Genomic DNA, 16,669 nt, shown 5'->3' with positions numbered 1-16,669 from the left:
CCCCGTCGGATGCGGCGGCGTCCGCCGCATCGCACCGTCGCCCGACGGCCTCGAACGGTACGAGGTCAAGCACCTCTGGCTCGCGCCGGCGGCGCGCGGGCGCGGCGGGGGTCGGATGCTGCTCGACGAGCTCGAGCGTCGCGCCGTCGGGTTCGGCGCGCAGGAGCTGGTGCTCGACACCAACGCGAGCCTCGCCGCGGCGGGCCGGCTCTACGCGTCGCGCGGCTACGCGGCCATCGAGCCCTACAACGAGAACCCGAACGCCACGAACTGGTACGGAAAGCCGGTCACGACCCCCGCCGGCCCAGCCGACTGATCCCGCTCGCCCGGCCGCGCGGGACGCTCAGAGCGCGTACGTGTCCGGCAGGCCGGTGCGCAGCTCGGGCGGCAGGTGGGCGAGGTCGTTGTGCACGACGAGCGTCCAGGGCCGGCCCGGTGCGCGCTGCGTGAGCACCGTGAGCCCGCAGTTCGCCTGGTTGATCGTCGCCCAGCGCCATTCCGGTGCGCCGAGGACCTCCCGTACGAACCATCCGATGACGAAGTTGTGGGTGATCAGCAGGTCGTGCCGGTCCTCGCGGTGCGAGCGGAGGAACTCGGCGTTCGCGTCGGCCATCTGCGCGCGGCCGGCCTCGAAGTCGAGCTCGGTGAAGGAGCCGAAGAAGGGCGCGTAGGCCGCGGGCGTCTCCGGGGCGGGGCCCGACGGGACGCAGTCGAACAGCAGCGGCGACGGCTCGGGCTTCAGTGCCGGGAGCTTCTTCGCGATGATGTCCGCGGTCTCGGCGGCGCGCTGGAGCGGCGAGTGGTAGGCGGCGTCGAACGGGATGCCGCCGAGGCGTTCGGCGAGCAGTTCGGCCTGTCGGCGTCCGCGCGGCGAGAGGGGGCCGTCGGGGAGGCCGTGTTCGGCGTCGAGCTGCTCGCCGTGTCGGACGAGGTAGAGGTGGTGGGGCACGGTCGGGTCCTGAGGTCGGGGCGTCGCTAGGCGACGTCGGATCGGGCATCGGGCTGGTCGACGACGGACCGGAAGGTCCGTTCGTCCACCGGGCCGACGGCGACGAGCGAGAACGGCCGGGCGGCCAGTTCCGTCGCGAGCGCGCGGACGTCGTCGGCAGTGACGCGTCCGACGCGGCGCAATGCCTCGTCGAGGTCGGCGAATTCCCCCAGCGCGAGCTCGGCGCGGCCGAGTCGCGACATCCGCGTGTCGGAGTCCTCGAGCGCGAGCGCCGAGGCGCCGCCGAGGTAGCCGGTCGCGCGGGTGAGCTCGTCGTCGGTCACGCCGTGGTGGGCGAGCCGCTCGAGCTCCGTCCGCATGAGCGCGGCGACGGTCGCCGCGTTCTTCGGCGCGCACCCCGCGTACATGCCGAAGACCCCGGCGTCCGAGTATCCGGGTGCGAACGAGTAGACGGCGTAGGCGAGGCCCCGCCGTTCCCGGATCTGCTGGAACAGCCGCGAGGACATGCCCGCGCCGAACACCGTGTTCAGCACGCTCAGCGTCGCGCGGTCGTCGTCGGTCGCGACGAGGCCCGGCACGCCCATCACGAGGTGGGCCTGCTCCCCCGGGCGATCGACCACGGTCAGCGGCGACCTCCCTTCCACGAGCGCCGGCTCGGTGGGCCGGCGGTCGACGGGAGCGGCGGCGACGTCGAGGTCCCATCCGGCCGCGGCGAGCGCCTCGGTGAGGCCGCTGACGAGCGCGTCGTGGTCGACGGCGCCCGCCGCCGTCACGACGAGGTCGCGGGCCCGATAGCTCGCCCGGTAGTGCTCGCGCACGGCGTCGCGCGTCGCGGCCGAGATCGTCGCGGGATCTCCGCCGATCGGTCGCGCGAGCGGGTGCGTGCCGAGCACGGCCTCGAAGAACCGCTCGTTCGCGACGTCCGCCGGGTCGTCGCCGGCCATCGCGAGCTCCTCGAGGATGACGCCGCGTTCGCTCTCGAAGTCGTCGGGGTCGAGCACCGAGGAGGTGAACATGTCGGCGAGCACCTCCACGGCCATCGACAGGTCGCGGTCCTGCACCTTGGCGAAGTAGCAGGTGTACTCCTTGGCGGTGACGGCGTTGTGCTCGCCGCCGACCGCGTCGAACGCGACCGCGATGTCGAGGGCGCTCCGGGTCGCGGTGCCCTTGAACAGCAGGTGCTCGAGGAAGTGCGTGGACCCGAAGGTCGCGGAGTGGCCGGTCTCGGCGGGGTGCTCGTCGCGCGAGCCGACCGCGACCCAGAAGCCGACCGTGGCGCTGCGGCTGCCCGGCATCTGCTCGCTCAGGACGCGGACCCCCGACGGGAGGACCGAACGACGGACGAGCGTGTCGCCGGCCGCCCGGAAGGTGAGTTCGGGCTCACCGAGCTGGAGGTCGACGGCGCCGTTCACCCGTCCAGCCTAAGCCACGCGGCGGCGCGTCGCCGCCGGGAGCGCGGCCGTCGGGGCTCAGGCCGACGCGCGGTCGAGCTCCACGATCTCGGACCGGTGCAGCTCCACGGAGGCCGCCGCGAGCAGCGCGTCGACCTGCTCGGGCCGGCTCACGGCCGCGACCGGCGCGACGACGTTCGGGCGGCCGAGGAGCCAGGCGATCGCGACGGCCGCCGGGACCGTCCCGTGCGCGAGCGCGACCTCGTCGAGCGCGCGCAGGACGCGCAGGCCCCGCCGGCCGAGGTGTCGCGCCCGCGGGTCGCCCCCCGGCTCGCGGCGGAGATCGGATCGCCGGCGGACGGCGCCGCCGAGGAATCCGTGCGCGAGCGCGGTATGGGCCAGCACCGGGATCCCCTGCGCGTGGGCGACGAGCTCGGTCGCGCCCTCGAACCCGCGCCGCTCGAGCAGGTTGTAGCGTGCGGTCATCACCTGGAATCGGGGCAGTCCGTTCGCGGCGAGCACGCGGGCCTCGATGAGCCGTTCGGGCGTGAGGTCCGACGCGCCGACCGTCCGCACCTTGCCCGCGGCCACCAGCGCATGGACCGCACCGAGACGTTCCTCGAGCGGGACCTCGGGGTGGTCGTCGCGCAGGCAGAGCACGTCGATCCGGTCGACGCCGAGACGCATGAGCGAGGCGTCGACCGAGCGCGCGATCGACGCCGGTGCGAGCCCGACGCCGTCCGGCTGCCGCCCGATCGCCGCGACGACGCCGATCCGGTCGTGCGCGCCGCGTGAGCGGACCCACTCGCCGATGACGGTCTCGCCGACGCCGTCCGCCGCGCCGTCCGCGGCATCGACGAGCGTGCCGCCGAGTGCGACGAACCGATCGAGGATCGCGGCCCCCGCCGCGGTGCCGAGCCTCCGGCCGAACGCGCTCGTGCCGAGTGCGAGCGGATGCGCCTCGATGCCGGTCTCGCCGATGCCGGCGCGCCTGGCGACCGGGATGGGCCCGGACACCGCGTTCGTCTCGAGATCGACAGTCGTCGTGGACGGGTCGCGCTCGTCCGGCTCCCCCATGCGATCCGGCGCCGCGACGGCGGCGGCCGGCAGCGCGTGTCGTCGTGTCACGCGATCCTCCTCCCCAGGATTGGATACGAGGGTATGTCAGGAACGAACGAGGTCGTTGCGCCTGACGGGTCGCGTTACCCAATTGTTGGTGAACGGCACGTTCCCGATGGCGTGCGCGCCGGGTATTGCGGCCGGATTGAACACTCGTTTAGCATGTTGAACATGCGTTCAGTGCGGGCCGAGGACGCCACCACGGTGGCCCGCATCCGCGATGCCGCGGTGGCGCGGTTCGGGGCGCGGGGCTACGCCGACACGAGCCTGCGCGACATCGCCGCCGACGCAGGCGTCAGCGCGGGGCTCGTGATCCACCACTTCGGCTCGAAGGAGGGGCTGCGGCGCGCATGCGACGAATGGCTCGTGCGCCAGCTCATGGACGAGAAGGACCGCACGAACACGGGCGCGGTCAGCGCGGCGATCCGGGAGTGGCTCGAGGACCCAGTGCGGTTCCGCGGCGTCCTCGACTACCTCGCCAGCATGATCGCCGACGGCACGCCGGGGGGCGAGCGCCTCTTCGACCTCCTGCTCGCCGAGACCCGCGCGATGCTCGATCGCGGCGTCGCCGACGGCGCCATGCGCGACTCCGGCGACCCCGAGCTCCGGGCCGTCATGATGACGGTGTACGGCCTGGCCCCACTGCTGCTGCGCACGCAGCTGGCGCGCGTGCTCGGCGCGCCGATCGACTCCCCCGCCACGGTGCGCCGGATGACCATGCCCACGCTCGAGCTCTACACGCACGGCCTGTACACCGACACGCGACTGCTCGACGCCGCCCGCGACGCGCTCGCCGCGGCATCCGCGGGCCACGCCGCCGAGTCGCCCGACGCCGACCCGGTCCCGCACGTCCGCTCCGACAAGGGTCCCGGCAACCCGGTGCAGGACCCGGATCCTCCGGTCGAGGGAACCGCGCGCCCCTGAGGCACGCTCTCCCATCCCCATCGACCACGAGAGGACCCCGATGACCACCGACACCGGAGCCGCCGTCAGCACGCGCGGACTCGTCAAGCGCTACGGCGCCACCACCGCCCTGCACGGCCTCGACCTCGACATCCCGCGCGGCAGCGTGTTCGGGATGATCGGGCCGAACGGCGCAGGCAAGACCACGACCATGCGACTGCTGCTCGACATCATCCGCCCCACGTCGGGCGAGCTGGCCGTCCTCGGCCGCTCGCCCCGCGAGGGCGCCGCCGGACTCCGCCGCCGCATCGGGTACCTGCCCGGCGAACTCCACCTCGGCACGCGTGTGAAGGGCCGCGAGTTCCTCGCGCACTACGCCGAGATCTCCGGCCCCGTCCGCCCGAGCGCGGTGGACGACCTCGCCGACCGGCTCGGCGTCGACCTCGGTCGACCCGTCCGCAGCCTGTCCAAGGGCAACAAGCAGAAGATCGGCCTGATCCAGGCGTTCATGCACGAGCCCGAGCTGCTCGTCCTGGACGAGCCGACGAGCGGACTCGACCCGCTCGTGCAGCAGGAGTTCCACGCGATGCTGCACGAGGCGAAGGCCAAGGGCCAGACGGTCTTCCTGAGTTCGCACGTCCTGAGCGAGGTCCAGCAGACGGCGCACGAGATCGCCATCCTCAAGCAGGGTCGCATCGTCGAGCGCTCGACGGTCGCCGCGCTCCGCGAGAACGCGGTGCGGCACGTCAAGGTCGTCGTGGCCGAGGCGGATGCCGCCGACGCGCGCGCCACGCTCGACTCGCTCCACGGGGTTGCCGGCCTCGCTGCAGTGCCGAACGGTCCCGGCACCGTCGCGCTGTCCGCGACGCTCGACGCCCACGTCGATGCCTTCGTCAAGGCCGTCGCGCGCCTCGACGTCATCGACCTGACGATGGAGGAACCCGACCTCGAGGAGATGGTGCTCGCGTACTACGGCGCCGACGTCTCGTCCACGGCGGAACCCGTCCAGGACGACCGGAAGGCGGCGAAGCGATGAGCCGCGCACTCCCCCTGTTCCGCCGATCGATCCTCGACGGCTGGCGCGGCCTCGTGGGCTGGACGATCGGCATCCTCGCGGCGCTGTTCCTCTACCTGCCGCTGTACCCCTCGTTCGGTGGCAACGGCCAGATGCAGCAGATCATCGACACGCTGCCACCCGAGCTCGTCAGGTCGCTGAACTACGACCAGATCGGATCGGGACCGGGGTACGCCCAGGCGACGTTCTACGGCCTCATCGGATTCGTGCTCCTCACGATCGCGGCCGTCGGATGGGGCACGGAGGCGATCGCGAACGACGAGGAGAACGGCCAGCTCGAACTCACGCTCGCCCATGGCGTGCTCCGCGGGCAGGTTCTCGCCGAGCGCGCGGCCGCGGTGCTCGTCAAGCTCGTGTGGCTGTCGACCGTGAGCGTCGTGGTCGTCATGGCGCTCAACGAGCCCTCGGAGCTCGGGATCGAGTTCGGCAACCTCGTCGCGACCGCCGTCGCATTCCTCGGGCTGGTGTCGCTGGCCGCAGCGGCGGCGATCGGCGTCGGCGCCGTCACGGGCCGTCGGTCCTGGGCGGTCAGTGCCGGTTCGGGCGTCGCGGTGTACGCGTACGCGCTCAACGCCCTCGGGAACCAGAGCGACGACCTCTCGTGGCTGCACGACTGGTCGCCGTACAGCTGGGCGTACGGCGACTCGCCGATCCTGAACGGATGGGACGGCACGATCTGGCTGAACTACGTCGTCGTCGCCGCCCTGCTCGCGGTCGGCTGGCTCGTGTTCCGTCGCCGCGACATCGCGGTCTGAACGAGCGGATGCCGCAGCGTGCGCCCCGTGCGGGGCGGCGCCGCGGCATCCGCCGGTCGATCTATCGACCGACCTTCCCGAGCAGCCCGGCGACCGGCGCGAGCACGGTCGGGCGGGCGGCGACCCAGGCCGCCGCGATGACGACGACCGAGCCGACGAAGAGCCAGAACCCGAGCCAGCCGTCGCCGTCCTGCGCCGCGTACATGTGGTTGAGGTTGCGGAGGGCACCGGTGAGGAACACCAGCGCGACGTGCACGACGATGAATCCGACGAAGTACAGCATCACCGGGAAGTGCACCGCGCGCGCCCATTCCACCGGGTAGATCCGGTTGAGCCGCGCCGCGTGCTTCGGCCACAGCCCCGACATCCGCGCGCCGGTGATCGCCGCGAGCGGCGCCGCGATGAAGATCGTCGCGAAGTAGGCGAGCACCTGGAGGCTGTTGTAGTTGACCCAGCCGTCCTCGAGCGGCCAGTCGAGCGAGAGGTACTGCAGCGCGGCCGACACCGCGTTCGGGACGATCTCCCAGCTGGTCGGCACGACGCGCATCCACTGGCCCGTGACGACGAGCAGCACGACGAAGACGATGCCGTTGACGAGCCACAGGACGTCGAGCGACTGGTGGAACCAGAGGGTGAGGCTGATCCTGCTCCCCTGGCCGCCCTTCGACCAGCGCGGCGTCCAGTACGCCGGCGGGCGCCGTTCCGTGCGCACCTGCAGGCCCGAGCGGATGATCAGCACGATGAGGAACACGTTGAAGAAGTGCTGCCAGCCGAGCCATGCCGGGAACCCGACCGGCGCACCCTCCGGCAGGGCGGTCTCGCCGGGGTAGGTCGCGAGGAAGTCCTGCATGGCATCCAGCCCGAGGAACCACCGGGTGAGCTGGACGACGATGGTCGCGGCACCGATGATCGCGAGGACGCCCACGACGGATGCGCCGACCCACTGCCTGGGCGTCAGGGGGCCGTATCGCTTCGCGTCCGGCTGCGCGGAGGCGCCGGAGGCCGCGGGTCGATCGGCGGGCGCGGCGGCGTCGGCCGCCGCGGTCGACGTCACGGCCGCGGCCGCCCGGGCCGAGGGTTCGGGCGGCGCTGCGGATGCCGCGGGCGCGGGCGTCGTCGCGGGCGTCGCCGGCGCGGGCGCGGGCGTCGTCGCCGCCGTCGTCGTCGTCGGAGGCGTCACGTCGGACGACGCCGCGGACGAGGACGGCGCTGCCGGAGACTCCGCGGCCGGGGCGGATGGCGCGGCGACAGCGGTCGACGCGGGCCCAGCGGCCGGCGCAGGGGCGGCCGCGACCGGCTCGGCGGCGGACTCGACCGGCGGCGGCCAGGGTTCTCCCCCGGGAATCCGAGGCAGACCCCGGCGGAGCGCCGCGCCGGCCACCACACCCGGAGCGGAGGTACGGCGCGCGACAGGCGGCGCCGTGCTCGCGGAATCCGCGACGACGTCGGGCTCGACCGGAGCACCGGGTCGGACGGCGGGCTCGGCCTCCATCGGCTCGGACGCCATGGTGTCGCGGGCGGGTTCGGCCTCAGGCCACGGTCGACCGCCGCGGACGCGGGGCAGGCCACTGCGGAGCCGGCGACCCGCGGCGCCGGCGACGACTGCGGCGACCGGCGCGGACGCCTCGGCGGGCGATGCCGTCGGCGCGACGTCGACCGTCTCCGCGGGCGGCGCCGTCGGCCGGCCGAGTGTCGTCACCGGCGCACGGGACTCCGCGGTGGCGTGGACCGACCCGTCATCGTCCTCGCCCGGGGCGAAGCCGGCGGGTGGCCAGGGCTCGCCGCCGCGCCGGCGGGGAAGTCCCCTGCGGAGGTTCCGTGCCACGGCCACGCGTCAGCGCTTCCGCTCGGCGAGGGCGCTGATCAGCTGCGGCACCACGGTGAAGACGTCGCCGACGACGCCGAAGTCGGCGACGTCGAAGATCGGCGCGTCGGGGTCCTTGTTGACGGCGACGATGTTCTTGGCCGTCTGCATCCCGGCGCGGTGCTGGATCGCACCCGAGATGCCGAGGGCGATGTACAGCTGCGGCGAGACCGCGACCCCGGTCTGGCCGACCTGGTGGTTGGCCGGGATGTAGCCCGCGTCCACGGCCGCGCGCGATGCGCCCACGGCAGCGCCCAAGGCGTCGGCGAGCTCCTCGACGAGCGCGAACTTCTCGGCCGAGCCGAGGCCGCGCCCGCCGGAGACCACGCGCTTCGCGCCTCGCAGCTCCGGACGGCTCGACCGTTCGGTCACCGCCTCGACCGACTCGATCGCGGCCGCCGCCGCGCCCGACGCCGGGACGTCGAGCGACTCGAGCGCGACGGGCCGCGCCTCGGCACGCGCATCGATGGCGCCCTGGCGGACGGTGACGACGAGGGGACCGAACGTCGCCGCCGAGTCGACGGTGTACGCGGCGCCGTACACGGAGTGATGGGCGAGCACGCCCTCGTCGTCTCGCGAGACGCCGACGGCGTCCACGGCGATCGGGGCGGCCGTCCGGGCGGCGAAGCGGCCCGCGACGTCGCGGCCCTCGATCGAGTTCGAGATGAGCACGGCGTCCGGCGACACGCTCGCCGCCGCCGCCGCGAGGGCGTCGACCTGCGGGACCGTGAGCTCGGACTGCGTCGCGGTCGTCTCGGCGACCAGCACGCGCTCGGCTCCGAGCGCGGCCGCCTCCTCGGCCAGCGACTGCGCACCGCCGGGGGCGGCGACGATCAGGGCGACCGGGGCGCCGATTCCGGAGGCGGCCGCGATGAGCCCGGGCGCACTGGTCGCGAGCTCACCGCCCGGCGTGACCTCGAGCAGGACGAGGATCGGGGCTGCGTGGGTGTCGGTCATGATCGTCCTCTCAGACCAGGCGGTTCTCGATCAGGAACTCGGCGATCCTCGTGCCGCCGTCACCCTCGTCAGTGACCTTGGTCCCCGCCGCGCGCGGCGGCTTCTCGGCGACGGCGGTCATGATCGACACGGCGACGGAGAGGTCGTCCGGCTCGATTCCGAGCTCGGCGGCGCCGAGCGTCTCGAACGGCTTCTTCTTCGCGGCCATGATGCCCTTGAAGTTCGGGAAGCGGGCGTCGGGGAGCGCCTCGGTGATCGAGATGACGGCCGGGAGCGACGCGCTGACGCGCATCGTGCCGCCGTCGACGTTGCGCGTGCCCGAGACCGACCCGTCGGCGATGTCGACGGAGGCGAGCGCCGTCGCATTCGGCACCTCGAGCAGTTCCGCGAGCATGGCGGGGAGCACCCCGCCGCTGCCGTCGGTCGAGAGGTTGCCGGTGATGACGAGGTCGAACCCGGTGCGTCGGATCGCCGCGGCGAGGGTGCGTGCGGTGAGGCCGAGATCCGCTGCGGCCAGGTCGGGGTCCGCGATGTGCACGGCCGAGCCGGCGCCCATCGCCAGGCCCTTGCGGATGGTCGTCGCGGCGCTCTCGGGCCCCATCGACATGACGATGACCTCGGTGTCGGCGTGCGCGTCCGCGTGGGCGAGCGCCACCTCGAGCGCCCGCTCGCCGATCTCGTCGAGCACGGCCTCGCTCGCGGCGCGGTCGGCCAGGCCCGTCTCGAGGTCCAGCTTCCGCTCCCCGTACGTGTCGGGGACCTCCTTCACGAGGACGACGATCTTCATCAGGCTCCGGTTCCTTCCTCGAATCCGCCGTGGGCGTCCGCCCGCCGTACGACCGCCTCGGCCTGGCGCAGCAACGGCGCATCGACCATCTGCCCCCGGAAGGCGAACACGCCGTCGCCCTCGCGGGCGGCGGCCTCGGCGAGCATAGCGCGCGCCCACTCCAGGCGCTCGGCATCGGGCGCGTACGCGGCCCTCACGACCTCGACCTGGCGCGGATGCACGCACGCCGTGGCGGCGAACCCGAGCGCAGCCGCGTCCTCGGCCTCCGCGCGGAGGCCCTCCGCGTCGGCGAGGTCGAGGTGGACCGCGTCGATCGCCGCCACGCCGTGCGCGCCGGCCGCGAGCAGCGCCTGGGACCTGGCGTGCCGCGCGACGTCGCGGTAGCGGCCGTCGGGGTTACGGCTCGACCCGCCGCCGAGCGAGGCGACCAGGTCCTCCGCGCCCCACATGATCGCCGACACGATCGACACCGATGCGATCTCGGGGGCGGAGAGCACCCCGCGCGCGGTCTCGCACAGCGCGACGACGTCGAAGTCCTCGAGCCGCACGAGATCGGCCGTGCCCTCGCACTTGGCGAGCATGACCGTGCGGTAGGCGGTGCGCCGGAGCGCCGCGAGGTCGTCGGCGAGGTGGGGCGTGGATGCGGGGTTCACGCGCACGATGACGCGCGCCGGATCGATGGGGTTCGCGACGAGCGACTCGCGCGCCGCCGACTTCGCGCCCTCGGCCACGGCGTCCTCGAGGTCGAGGATCACCGCGTCGGCGCGCTCGGCCGCCTTCGCGTAGCGGTCGGGCCGGTCGGCCGGACAGAACAGCAGCGCGGGACCGAACGGGAACGGCGGGTGCGTCATCCGCTCGCCCCTCCGCGCTCGGACGACCGCGCTTGGCCCGCGTCGCGGGTCCAGACGAGCATCGTGCGCGACGCCGTGGCGACCACGGCGCCGTCCTGGTTCCGCGCGGTGTGCGCGAGCACGACGATGCCCTCGCCGGGCCGAGACGACGACAGCCGCTTCGACTCGACGACGCTCTCGCCGTACAGGGTGTCGCCCACGAACACCGGGTTCGGGAACGCGACCGAGCCGAACCCGAGGTTGGCGACGAGCGTGCCCTGCGTGAGCTGACCCACCGACTGGCCCACGAGGGTCGACAGCGTGAAGAGCGAGTTCACGAGGACGCGGCCGAACGGCTGGCGGGCCGACCAGGCCGCATCCAGGTGCAGCGGCTGCGGGTTCATCGTGAGGGTGGTGAAGAGGACGTTGTCGGCCTCCGTCACCGTGCGGCCGGGGCGGTGCAGGTAGCGCACGCCCTCCTCGAACTCCTCGAACCAGAGTCCGCGCTGCACGACCTCGCGCATCTCGGCATCCGTCACGTTCGCTCCCTCCCTCCGGCGGCCGAGCCGCCCTATCCGGCCAGCCCGAGCTCGCGCGCGATGACCATGAGCTGCACCTCGTTGGTGCCCTCGCCGATCTCGAGGATCTTCGAGTCACGGTAGTGGCGGGCCACGGTCGTCTCGTTCATGAAGCCCATGCCGCCGAAGATCTGCGTGGCGTCGCGCGCGTTGAGCATCGCCGCGTCGCTCGCGACGAGCTTCGCGATCGCCGCCTCCTTCTTGAACGGCATCCCCGCGTCGGCGCGGCGCGCCGCGTCGTGCCAAGCGAGCCGGGCGGTGTGCACGCGGGCCTGCATGCCGGCGATGGTGAAGGCGATGTACTGGTGGCTCGCGATCGGCACGCCGAAGACGTTGCGTGTCTTGGCGTAGGCCATGGCCTCGTCGAGGCACCCCTGTGCGGCGCCGGTCGCCAGTGCGGCGATGGCGATGCGGCCCTCGTCGAGCGCCCGGAGGAAGTTCGCGAAGCCGCGTCCGCGTTCGCCGAGCAGGTTCCCGGCCGGCACTCGGACGTCGTCGAAGGTCAGCGGGTGGGTGTCCGAGGCGCGCCATCCGGACTTGTCGTAGCCCGGCCCGACGGTGAACCCGGGGGTGCCGTTCGGGATGATGATCGTCGAGAGCTCCTTCGACGTGGAGCCGTCGGAGCGCGTCCGCTCCCCGGTCACCGCCGTGACGGTGACGAACCGCGTGATCGGCGTGCCGGAGTTGGTGATGAACTGCTTCGAGCCGTTCACGACCCATTCGTCGCCGTCGAGCACGGCCGTCGTGCGGGTTGCGCCGGCGTCGGAGCCGGCCTCGGGCTCGGTGAGGCCGAAGCCGCCGAGCGCGCGCCCGGCGACGAGGTCGGGCAGGTACTCGGCCTTCTGCTCGTCGGTGCCGTGGCGGAAGATCGGCATGGTCCCGAGGCCCACCCCGGCCTCGAGGGTGATCGCGACCGACTGGTCGACGCGGGCGAGCGCCTCGATGGCGAGGCAGAGCGCCATGTAGTCGCCGCCCTGGCCACCGACGTCCTCGGGGAACGGCAGGCCGAAGAGCCCGAGCTCGCCCATCTGCGCGACGACGTCCATCGACAGCTCGTGGGTGCGGTCGGCCTCGTAGGCCTGCGGCGCGACGACGGTGTCCGCGAACTCGCAGACCATGTCGTACAGCTGCTGTTCCTCGTCGGTCAGGTCGTGCATGATGCTCCTCATTCCTGGTGGGACGTGCTCGGAACGGGCGCGTCGTGGGCGCCGTCCCGGGGTCGGTGGTCGGATGCCGCGGGGTCGGCCCCGTCGGCCTCCGCCGTGGGTTCGACGCTCGCGACGACCTGGTCGCGGGCGACCTGCTCGCCGACGGCGACACGGAGGCGGGCGACGCCGCCGACGGCGGCCGTCACGCGGTGCTCCATCTTCATCGCCTCGATCGCGAGCACGGCCTGGCCGGCCTCGACGTGGTCGCCGTCCGCGACGAGCAGGGTGGTCACGCTGCCCGGCATGGGCGCGCGGAGGTCCGGGTCGGCGCTGCCGCCGCGCTCGAGCACGGCGAGCCGCTCGTCGAGCGCGGTGCGCCGGTCGATCCGGGGGAACGCGGCGGTGCGCCCGTCCAGGTGCACCCACACGGTGCCGTCGACCTGGGTCGCGACGTCGGCACGGTCGAGCCCGGCGTCGGCATCGGCGTCGGCGCTCGAGGCGTCCCGGCCGGAGCCGCCGCCGATGCGCCAGCCGCGTTCGCGCCGCCACGCGCGTGCGCCGATCGCCTCGGCCCGCGCGTCGCGCTCGCGCGCGGCCCGCGCCGTCGCCGCGAGCGGGTCGGTGGCGGGATCCTCGGCCTCGGGGGCGGGCAGGCGGTCGATGAGCCCGGTGTCCAGGCGCCCCGCCTGCACGTCGGGGTGCGCCAGGAGCGCGCGAAGGAAGGCGATGTTCGTCTCGACGCCGAGCAGCACGGTCTCGGCGAGCGCGGCATCCAGGCGCGCGAGCGCCTCGGCACGGTCGTCACCGTGCGCGATGACCTTGGCGATCATGGGGTCGTAGTCGGCCGTGACCTGCTGCCCCGAGCGCACGCCGGCGTCGACGCGCACGCCGGGGCCGGTCGCCGTCCGCCAGGCGAGCACGTCGCCCGTGGCCGGCAGGAAGCCGCGCTCGGGGCTCTCGGCGTAGACGCGCGCCTCGATCGCGTGACCGGTCAGGCGCACGTCGTCCTGCGTGATCGCGAGCGGCTCGCCCGCGGCGATCCGGAGCTGCTGCTCGACGAGGTCGACGCCCGTGACGAGCTCGGTGACGGGGTGCTCGACCTGGAGCCGCGTGTTCATCTCGATGAAGAAGAACTCGTCGGGCGCGGCATCCGACACGAGGAACTCGACCGTGCCGGCACCGACGTACTCGACGCTGCGAGCCGCCTCGCAGGCCGCGCGGCCGATCCGGTCGCGCGTCGCGGCGTCGAGCAGCGGCGAGGGCGCCTCCTCGACGACCTTCTGGTGGCGTCGCTGGAGGGAGCACTCGCGCTCGCCGAGGTGGATGACGTTCCCATGCCGGTCGGCGAGGACCTGCACCTCGATGTGCCGGGGCCGCTCGACGAACCGCTCGATGAGGAGCGTGTCGTCGCCGAACGCGGCCCGGGCGACGCGCCGGGCCGCCGGCAGCGCCGAGGCGAGCTCGTCGGCGTCGCGGGCGACCTGCATGCCCTTGCCTCCGCCGCCCGCCGACGGCTTCACGAGCAGGGGGAAGCCGACCTCGGGCGCCGCGGCCAGCAGGCTCTCGTCGGTCGCGTCGGGGTCGCTCACGCCCGGGACGACGGGGACGCCGGACTCGCCGACGTGGCGCTTCGCGCGGATCTTGTCGCCCATGACCTCGAGCGCGAGCGCGTCGGGTCCGACGAACACGAGGCCCGCCTCGGCGCACGCGCGCCCGAACGCCGCGTTCTCGGAGAGGAACCCGTAGCCGGGATGGATCGCCTGGGCGCCCGTCTCGAGCGCGGCGCGCACGATGCGCGCGGGGTCGAGGTAGCTCTCGGCGGCCGCGGCGGGGCCGATGCGCACCGCCTCGTCCGCGAGCGCCACGTGCGGGGCACCGGCGTCGGCGTCGGAGTACACCGCGATGGCATGGATGCCGAGGCGCTTCAGCGTGCGGATGACGCGCACCGCGATCTCGCCGCGGTTGGCCACGAGGACTCGATCGAACATTCCCATCACATCCTGAAGAGGCCGAAGCGGGGCTCGGGCAGCGGCGTGCGGCTGGCGAGCTCGAGGGCGAGGGCGAGCACGGTGCGGGTGTCGCCGGGCGCGATGACGCCGTCGTCCCAGAGGCGCGAGGTCGAGTGGTAGGGGCTGCCCTGGCTCTCGTACTGCTCGCGAACCGGGGCCTTGAAGGCCTCCTCCTCGTCGGCCGACCACTCCTGGCCGCGCACCGCCATCTGGTCGCGCTTGACCGTGGAGAGCACGGATGCCGCCTGCTCGCCGCCCATGACGGAGATGCGCGCGTTCGGCCACATCCAGAGGAACCGCGGCGAGTAGGCCCGGCCGCACATCGAGTAGTTCCCCGCGCCGAAGGAGCCGCCGATGACGACCGTGAACTTCGGCACGCGGGTGGTGGCGACCGCGGTGACCATCTTCGCGCCGTGCTTGGCGATGCCGCCGGCCTCGGCGTCGCGGCCGACCATGAAGCCCGAGATGTTCTGCAGGAACAGCAGCGGGATGCCGCGCTGGTCGCACAGCTCGATGAAGTGCGCGCCCTTCATCGCGGACTCGCTGAAGAGCACCCCGTTGTTCGCGACGATGCCGACCGGGTGGCCGTCGATCCAGGCGAAGCCGGTGACGAGCGTGTCGCCGTACTCCCGCTTGAACTCGTGGAACTCGCTGCAATCGACGAGCCGGGCGATGACCTCGCGCACGTCGTACGGCTGCTGCACGTCGACCGGCACGGCCGACGTCAGCCCGGACGGATCGACGGCGGGCTCGCGCGGATCGCGGACGGCCCACGCGCGCTCGGGCTGCGGCGGAAGCGTCGTGACGATGTCGCGAACGAGCTCGAGCGCGTGCTCGTCGTCCTCCGCGAGGTGATCGGTCACGCCCGACGTGCGGGCGTGGAGTTCGCCGCCGCCGAGCTCCTCCGGCGTGACGACCTCGCCGATGGCGGCCTTCACGAGGGGCGGGCCGCCGAGGAAGATCGTGCCCTGGTCGCGCACGATCACGGTCTCGTCGCTCATCGCGGGGACGTAGGCGCCCCCGGCCGTGCACGAGCCCATGACCGCGGCGATCTGCGGGATGCGACGTGCGGACAGGTTCGCCTGGTTGTAGAAGATGCGCCCGAAGTGGTCGCGGTCGGGGAACACCTCGTCCTGCTTCGGCAGGAACGCGCCGCCCGAGTCCACGAGGTACACGCACGGGAGACGGTTCTCGAGCGCGACCTCCTGCGCCCGGAGGTGCTTCTTCACGGTCATCGGGTAGTACGTGCCGCCCTTCACCGTGGCGTCGTTGCAGACGACCATGACGGGGCGGCCGTGCACGAGGCCCACGCCGGCGATGACGCCCGCCGCGGGGGTGTCGTCGTCGTAGAGGTCGTCGGCCGCGAGCGGTGCGAGCTCGAGGAAGGGACTGCCCTCGTCGAGCAGTCGGGCGACGCGGTCGCGCGGCAGCAGCTTGCCCCGGGCGACGTGCCGGTCGCGCGAGGCCTCGGACCCGCCGAGGGCGGCGACGCGGAGCTTCTCACGCAGTTCGTCGACGAGGGCCGCATGGGCCTCGGCATTGGCTCGCGCGGCATCGGACGATGCGTCGATCGCGCTTGTGAGGATGTGCATCCGCTCCCGTTCCGCCTCTCCGTCGTGGCGTCCGGCGAGCGCTTCGGTGAACGCTCGCTAACCGGGATTCATGTTAGCGACCATTCACCGAGTTCTGCAACCGGGTCACGCTCACGGCGTCGTCGCCGGACCGGCGGCAGCCGGTCGGGATCCGCCGAGGCCGCGGATCAGGTGCTCGAGGCCGTACGACCAGGCGTCGTCGACCGACCCGCCGAGGCGGAACGCCCCGGCCAGCTCCATGCTCGTGAACCCGTGCAGCCAGGCCGTGAGCGTGCGGGCGGCCTCGAGCGCCTCCGACTCGCCCACGAGCCGGCGCGAGACCTCGAGCAGCGCGAGGCTCGATCGCTCGAGCGCACTGCCCCGGACCCGGGCTCCGTCCGGCAGCGGCCCGAAGAGGAGCCCGTACCCGTGCGGGTTCGCGAGGGCGAAGCGCCGAGCGGATGCCGCCAGGGAGCGCGCCGCGTCGGCGGCGCCGGCCGAGCCCTCGAGCGCAGCGTCCAGGAGCGCCCCGAGCTCCCCGGCGACGTCCTCCGCGACGACGCGGACCAGGTCGTCGCGGTCGCGGACGTGCTTGTACAGCGACGGTGCGCGGACGCCGAGCACGGTGGCGACGGACTGCATGGTGAGCCCCGAGGGCCCGCGCTGCTCCAGCACCTCCCGCCCGGCTCTCCGAAGCGCCCCGGGCGTGACCTTCGACGGTGCGGGCATCCGG

The 16,669-nt window shown here is 73.4% G+C and carries 16 protein-coding genes; 4 read left to right on the top strand and 12 right to left on the bottom strand.

The genetic code is table 11. The features are described from left to right. On the top strand, positions 1 to 316 hold a 316-nt coding region (locus tag ABME01_RS13390; protein WP_353828923.1), incomplete at its 5' end, for a GNAT family N-acetyltransferase. 27 nt (positions 317 to 343) lie between these two features. Here ABME01_RS13390 and ABME01_RS13385 read toward each other — a convergent pair. The 3 genes from ABME01_RS13385 to ABME01_RS13375 are packed head-to-tail and all read right to left on the bottom strand — an operon-like array spanning position 344 to position 3,468. Next, complete coding sequence (locus tag ABME01_RS13385) at positions 344 to 949, bottom strand: histidine phosphatase family protein (RefSeq protein WP_353828922.1); 606 nt, start codon at positions 947 to 949, stop codon at positions 344 to 346. 26 nt (positions 950 to 975) lie between these two features. Beyond that, positions 976 to 2,361 (bottom strand): M16 family metallopeptidase, encoded by a 1,386-nt coding sequence (locus tag ABME01_RS13380; protein ID WP_353828921.1) that lies wholly within the window; start codon positions 2,359 to 2,361, stop codon positions 976 to 978. Between the two features lie 57 nt (positions 2,362 to 2,418). Then, the gene (locus ABME01_RS13375; protein WP_353828920.1) at positions 2,419 to 3,468 is read right to left on the bottom strand and encodes an aldo/keto reductase; all 1,050 of its coding nucleotides are present in this window, start codon (positions 3,466 to 3,468) and stop codon (positions 2,419 to 2,421) included. Between the two features lie 162 nt (positions 3,469 to 3,630). Between ABME01_RS13375 and ABME01_RS13370 the strand changes: the two genes are divergently transcribed. The 3 genes from ABME01_RS13370 to ABME01_RS13360 are packed head-to-tail and all read left to right on the top strand — an operon-like array spanning position 3,631 to position 6,192. Then, the gene (locus ABME01_RS13370; protein ID WP_353828919.1) at positions 3,631 to 4,383 is read left to right on the top strand and encodes a TetR/AcrR family transcriptional regulator; all 753 of its coding nucleotides are present in this window, start codon (positions 3,631 to 3,633) and stop codon (positions 4,381 to 4,383) included. Between the two features lie 40 nt (positions 4,384 to 4,423). Further along, positions 4,424 to 5,398 carry an ABC transporter ATP-binding protein gene (locus ABME01_RS13365; protein WP_353828918.1) on the top strand — a complete coding sequence of 325 codons (975 nt, stop codon included), beginning with the start codon at positions 4,424 to 4,426 and terminating at the stop codon, positions 5,396 to 5,398. After that, positions 5,395 to 6,192 carry an ABC transporter permease subunit gene (locus ABME01_RS13360; protein ID WP_353828917.1) on the top strand — a complete coding sequence of 266 codons (798 nt, stop codon included), beginning with the start codon at positions 5,395 to 5,397 and terminating at the stop codon, positions 6,190 to 6,192. The genes ABME01_RS13365 and ABME01_RS13360 overlap by 4 nt, the downstream gene beginning before the upstream one ends. A gap of 61 nt (positions 6,193 to 6,253) precedes the next feature. Here ABME01_RS13360 and ABME01_RS13355 read toward each other — a convergent pair whose 3' ends face one another. The 9 genes from ABME01_RS13355 to ABME01_RS13315 form a co-directional block, all read right to left on the bottom strand. Then, entirely contained in the window at positions 6,254 to 7,372 is a 1,119-nt protein-coding gene (locus ABME01_RS13355; RefSeq protein ID WP_353828916.1) for a cytochrome b/b6 domain-containing protein, read from the bottom strand. Between the two features lie 654 nt (positions 7,373 to 8,026). Next, positions 8,027 to 9,013: an electron transfer flavoprotein subunit alpha/FixB family protein gene (locus tag ABME01_RS13350; RefSeq protein ID WP_353828915.1), complete on the bottom strand. Its 987-nt coding sequence runs from the start codon at positions 9,011 to 9,013 to the stop codon at positions 8,027 to 8,029. 10 nt (positions 9,014 to 9,023) lie between these two features. Next, the gene (locus tag ABME01_RS13345) at positions 9,024 to 9,800 is read right to left on the bottom strand and encodes an electron transfer flavoprotein subunit beta/FixA family protein (protein WP_353828914.1); all 777 of its coding nucleotides are present in this window, start codon (positions 9,798 to 9,800) and stop codon (positions 9,024 to 9,026) included. Continuing rightward, the gene (locus ABME01_RS13340; protein WP_353828913.1) at positions 9,800 to 10,651 is read right to left on the bottom strand and encodes an HpcH/HpaI aldolase/citrate lyase family protein; all 852 of its coding nucleotides are present in this window, start codon (positions 10,649 to 10,651) and stop codon (positions 9,800 to 9,802) included. The genes ABME01_RS13345 and ABME01_RS13340 overlap by 1 nt, the downstream gene beginning before the upstream one ends. Continuing rightward, positions 10,648 to 11,154, bottom strand: coding sequence for a MaoC family dehydratase (locus ABME01_RS13335; RefSeq protein ID WP_353828926.1), 507 nt, complete (start codon positions 11,152 to 11,154; stop codon positions 10,648 to 10,650). Before ABME01_RS13335 ends, ABME01_RS13340 begins: the two co-directional genes overlap by 4 nt. Positions 11,155 to 11,201: 47 nt before the next feature. Then, positions 11,202 to 12,365: an acyl-CoA dehydrogenase family protein gene (locus ABME01_RS13330; RefSeq protein WP_353828912.1), complete on the bottom strand. Its 1,164-nt coding sequence runs from the start codon at positions 12,363 to 12,365 to the stop codon at positions 11,202 to 11,204. Between the two features lie 8 nt (positions 12,366 to 12,373). Continuing rightward, on the bottom strand, positions 12,374 to 14,350 hold the full coding sequence (locus tag ABME01_RS13325) for an acetyl/propionyl/methylcrotonyl-CoA carboxylase subunit alpha (protein WP_436407435.1): 1,977 nt from the start codon (positions 14,348 to 14,350) through the stop codon (positions 12,374 to 12,376). Then, positions 14,350 to 15,957: a carboxyl transferase domain-containing protein gene (locus tag ABME01_RS13320; protein WP_353828910.1), complete on the bottom strand. Its 1,608-nt coding sequence runs from the start codon at positions 15,955 to 15,957 to the stop codon at positions 14,350 to 14,352. The genes ABME01_RS13325 and ABME01_RS13320 overlap by 1 nt, the downstream gene beginning before the upstream one ends. Before the next feature lie 111 nt (positions 15,958 to 16,068). Next, positions 16,069 to 16,665 carry a TetR/AcrR family transcriptional regulator gene (locus ABME01_RS13315; RefSeq protein ID WP_353828909.1) on the bottom strand — a complete coding sequence of 199 codons (597 nt, stop codon included), beginning with the start codon at positions 16,663 to 16,665 and terminating at the stop codon, positions 16,069 to 16,071. Between the last annotated feature and the right edge of the window lie 4 nt (positions 16,666 to 16,669).

This window comes from Agromyces litoreus (assembly GCF_040496015.1).
Classification (GTDB): Bacteria; Actinomycetota; Actinomycetes; order Actinomycetales; family Microbacteriaceae; genus Agromyces; species Agromyces litoreus.
The sequence above is the reverse complement of the archived record's forward strand: the minus strand, read 5'-3'. Positions and strand labels throughout refer to the sequence as shown.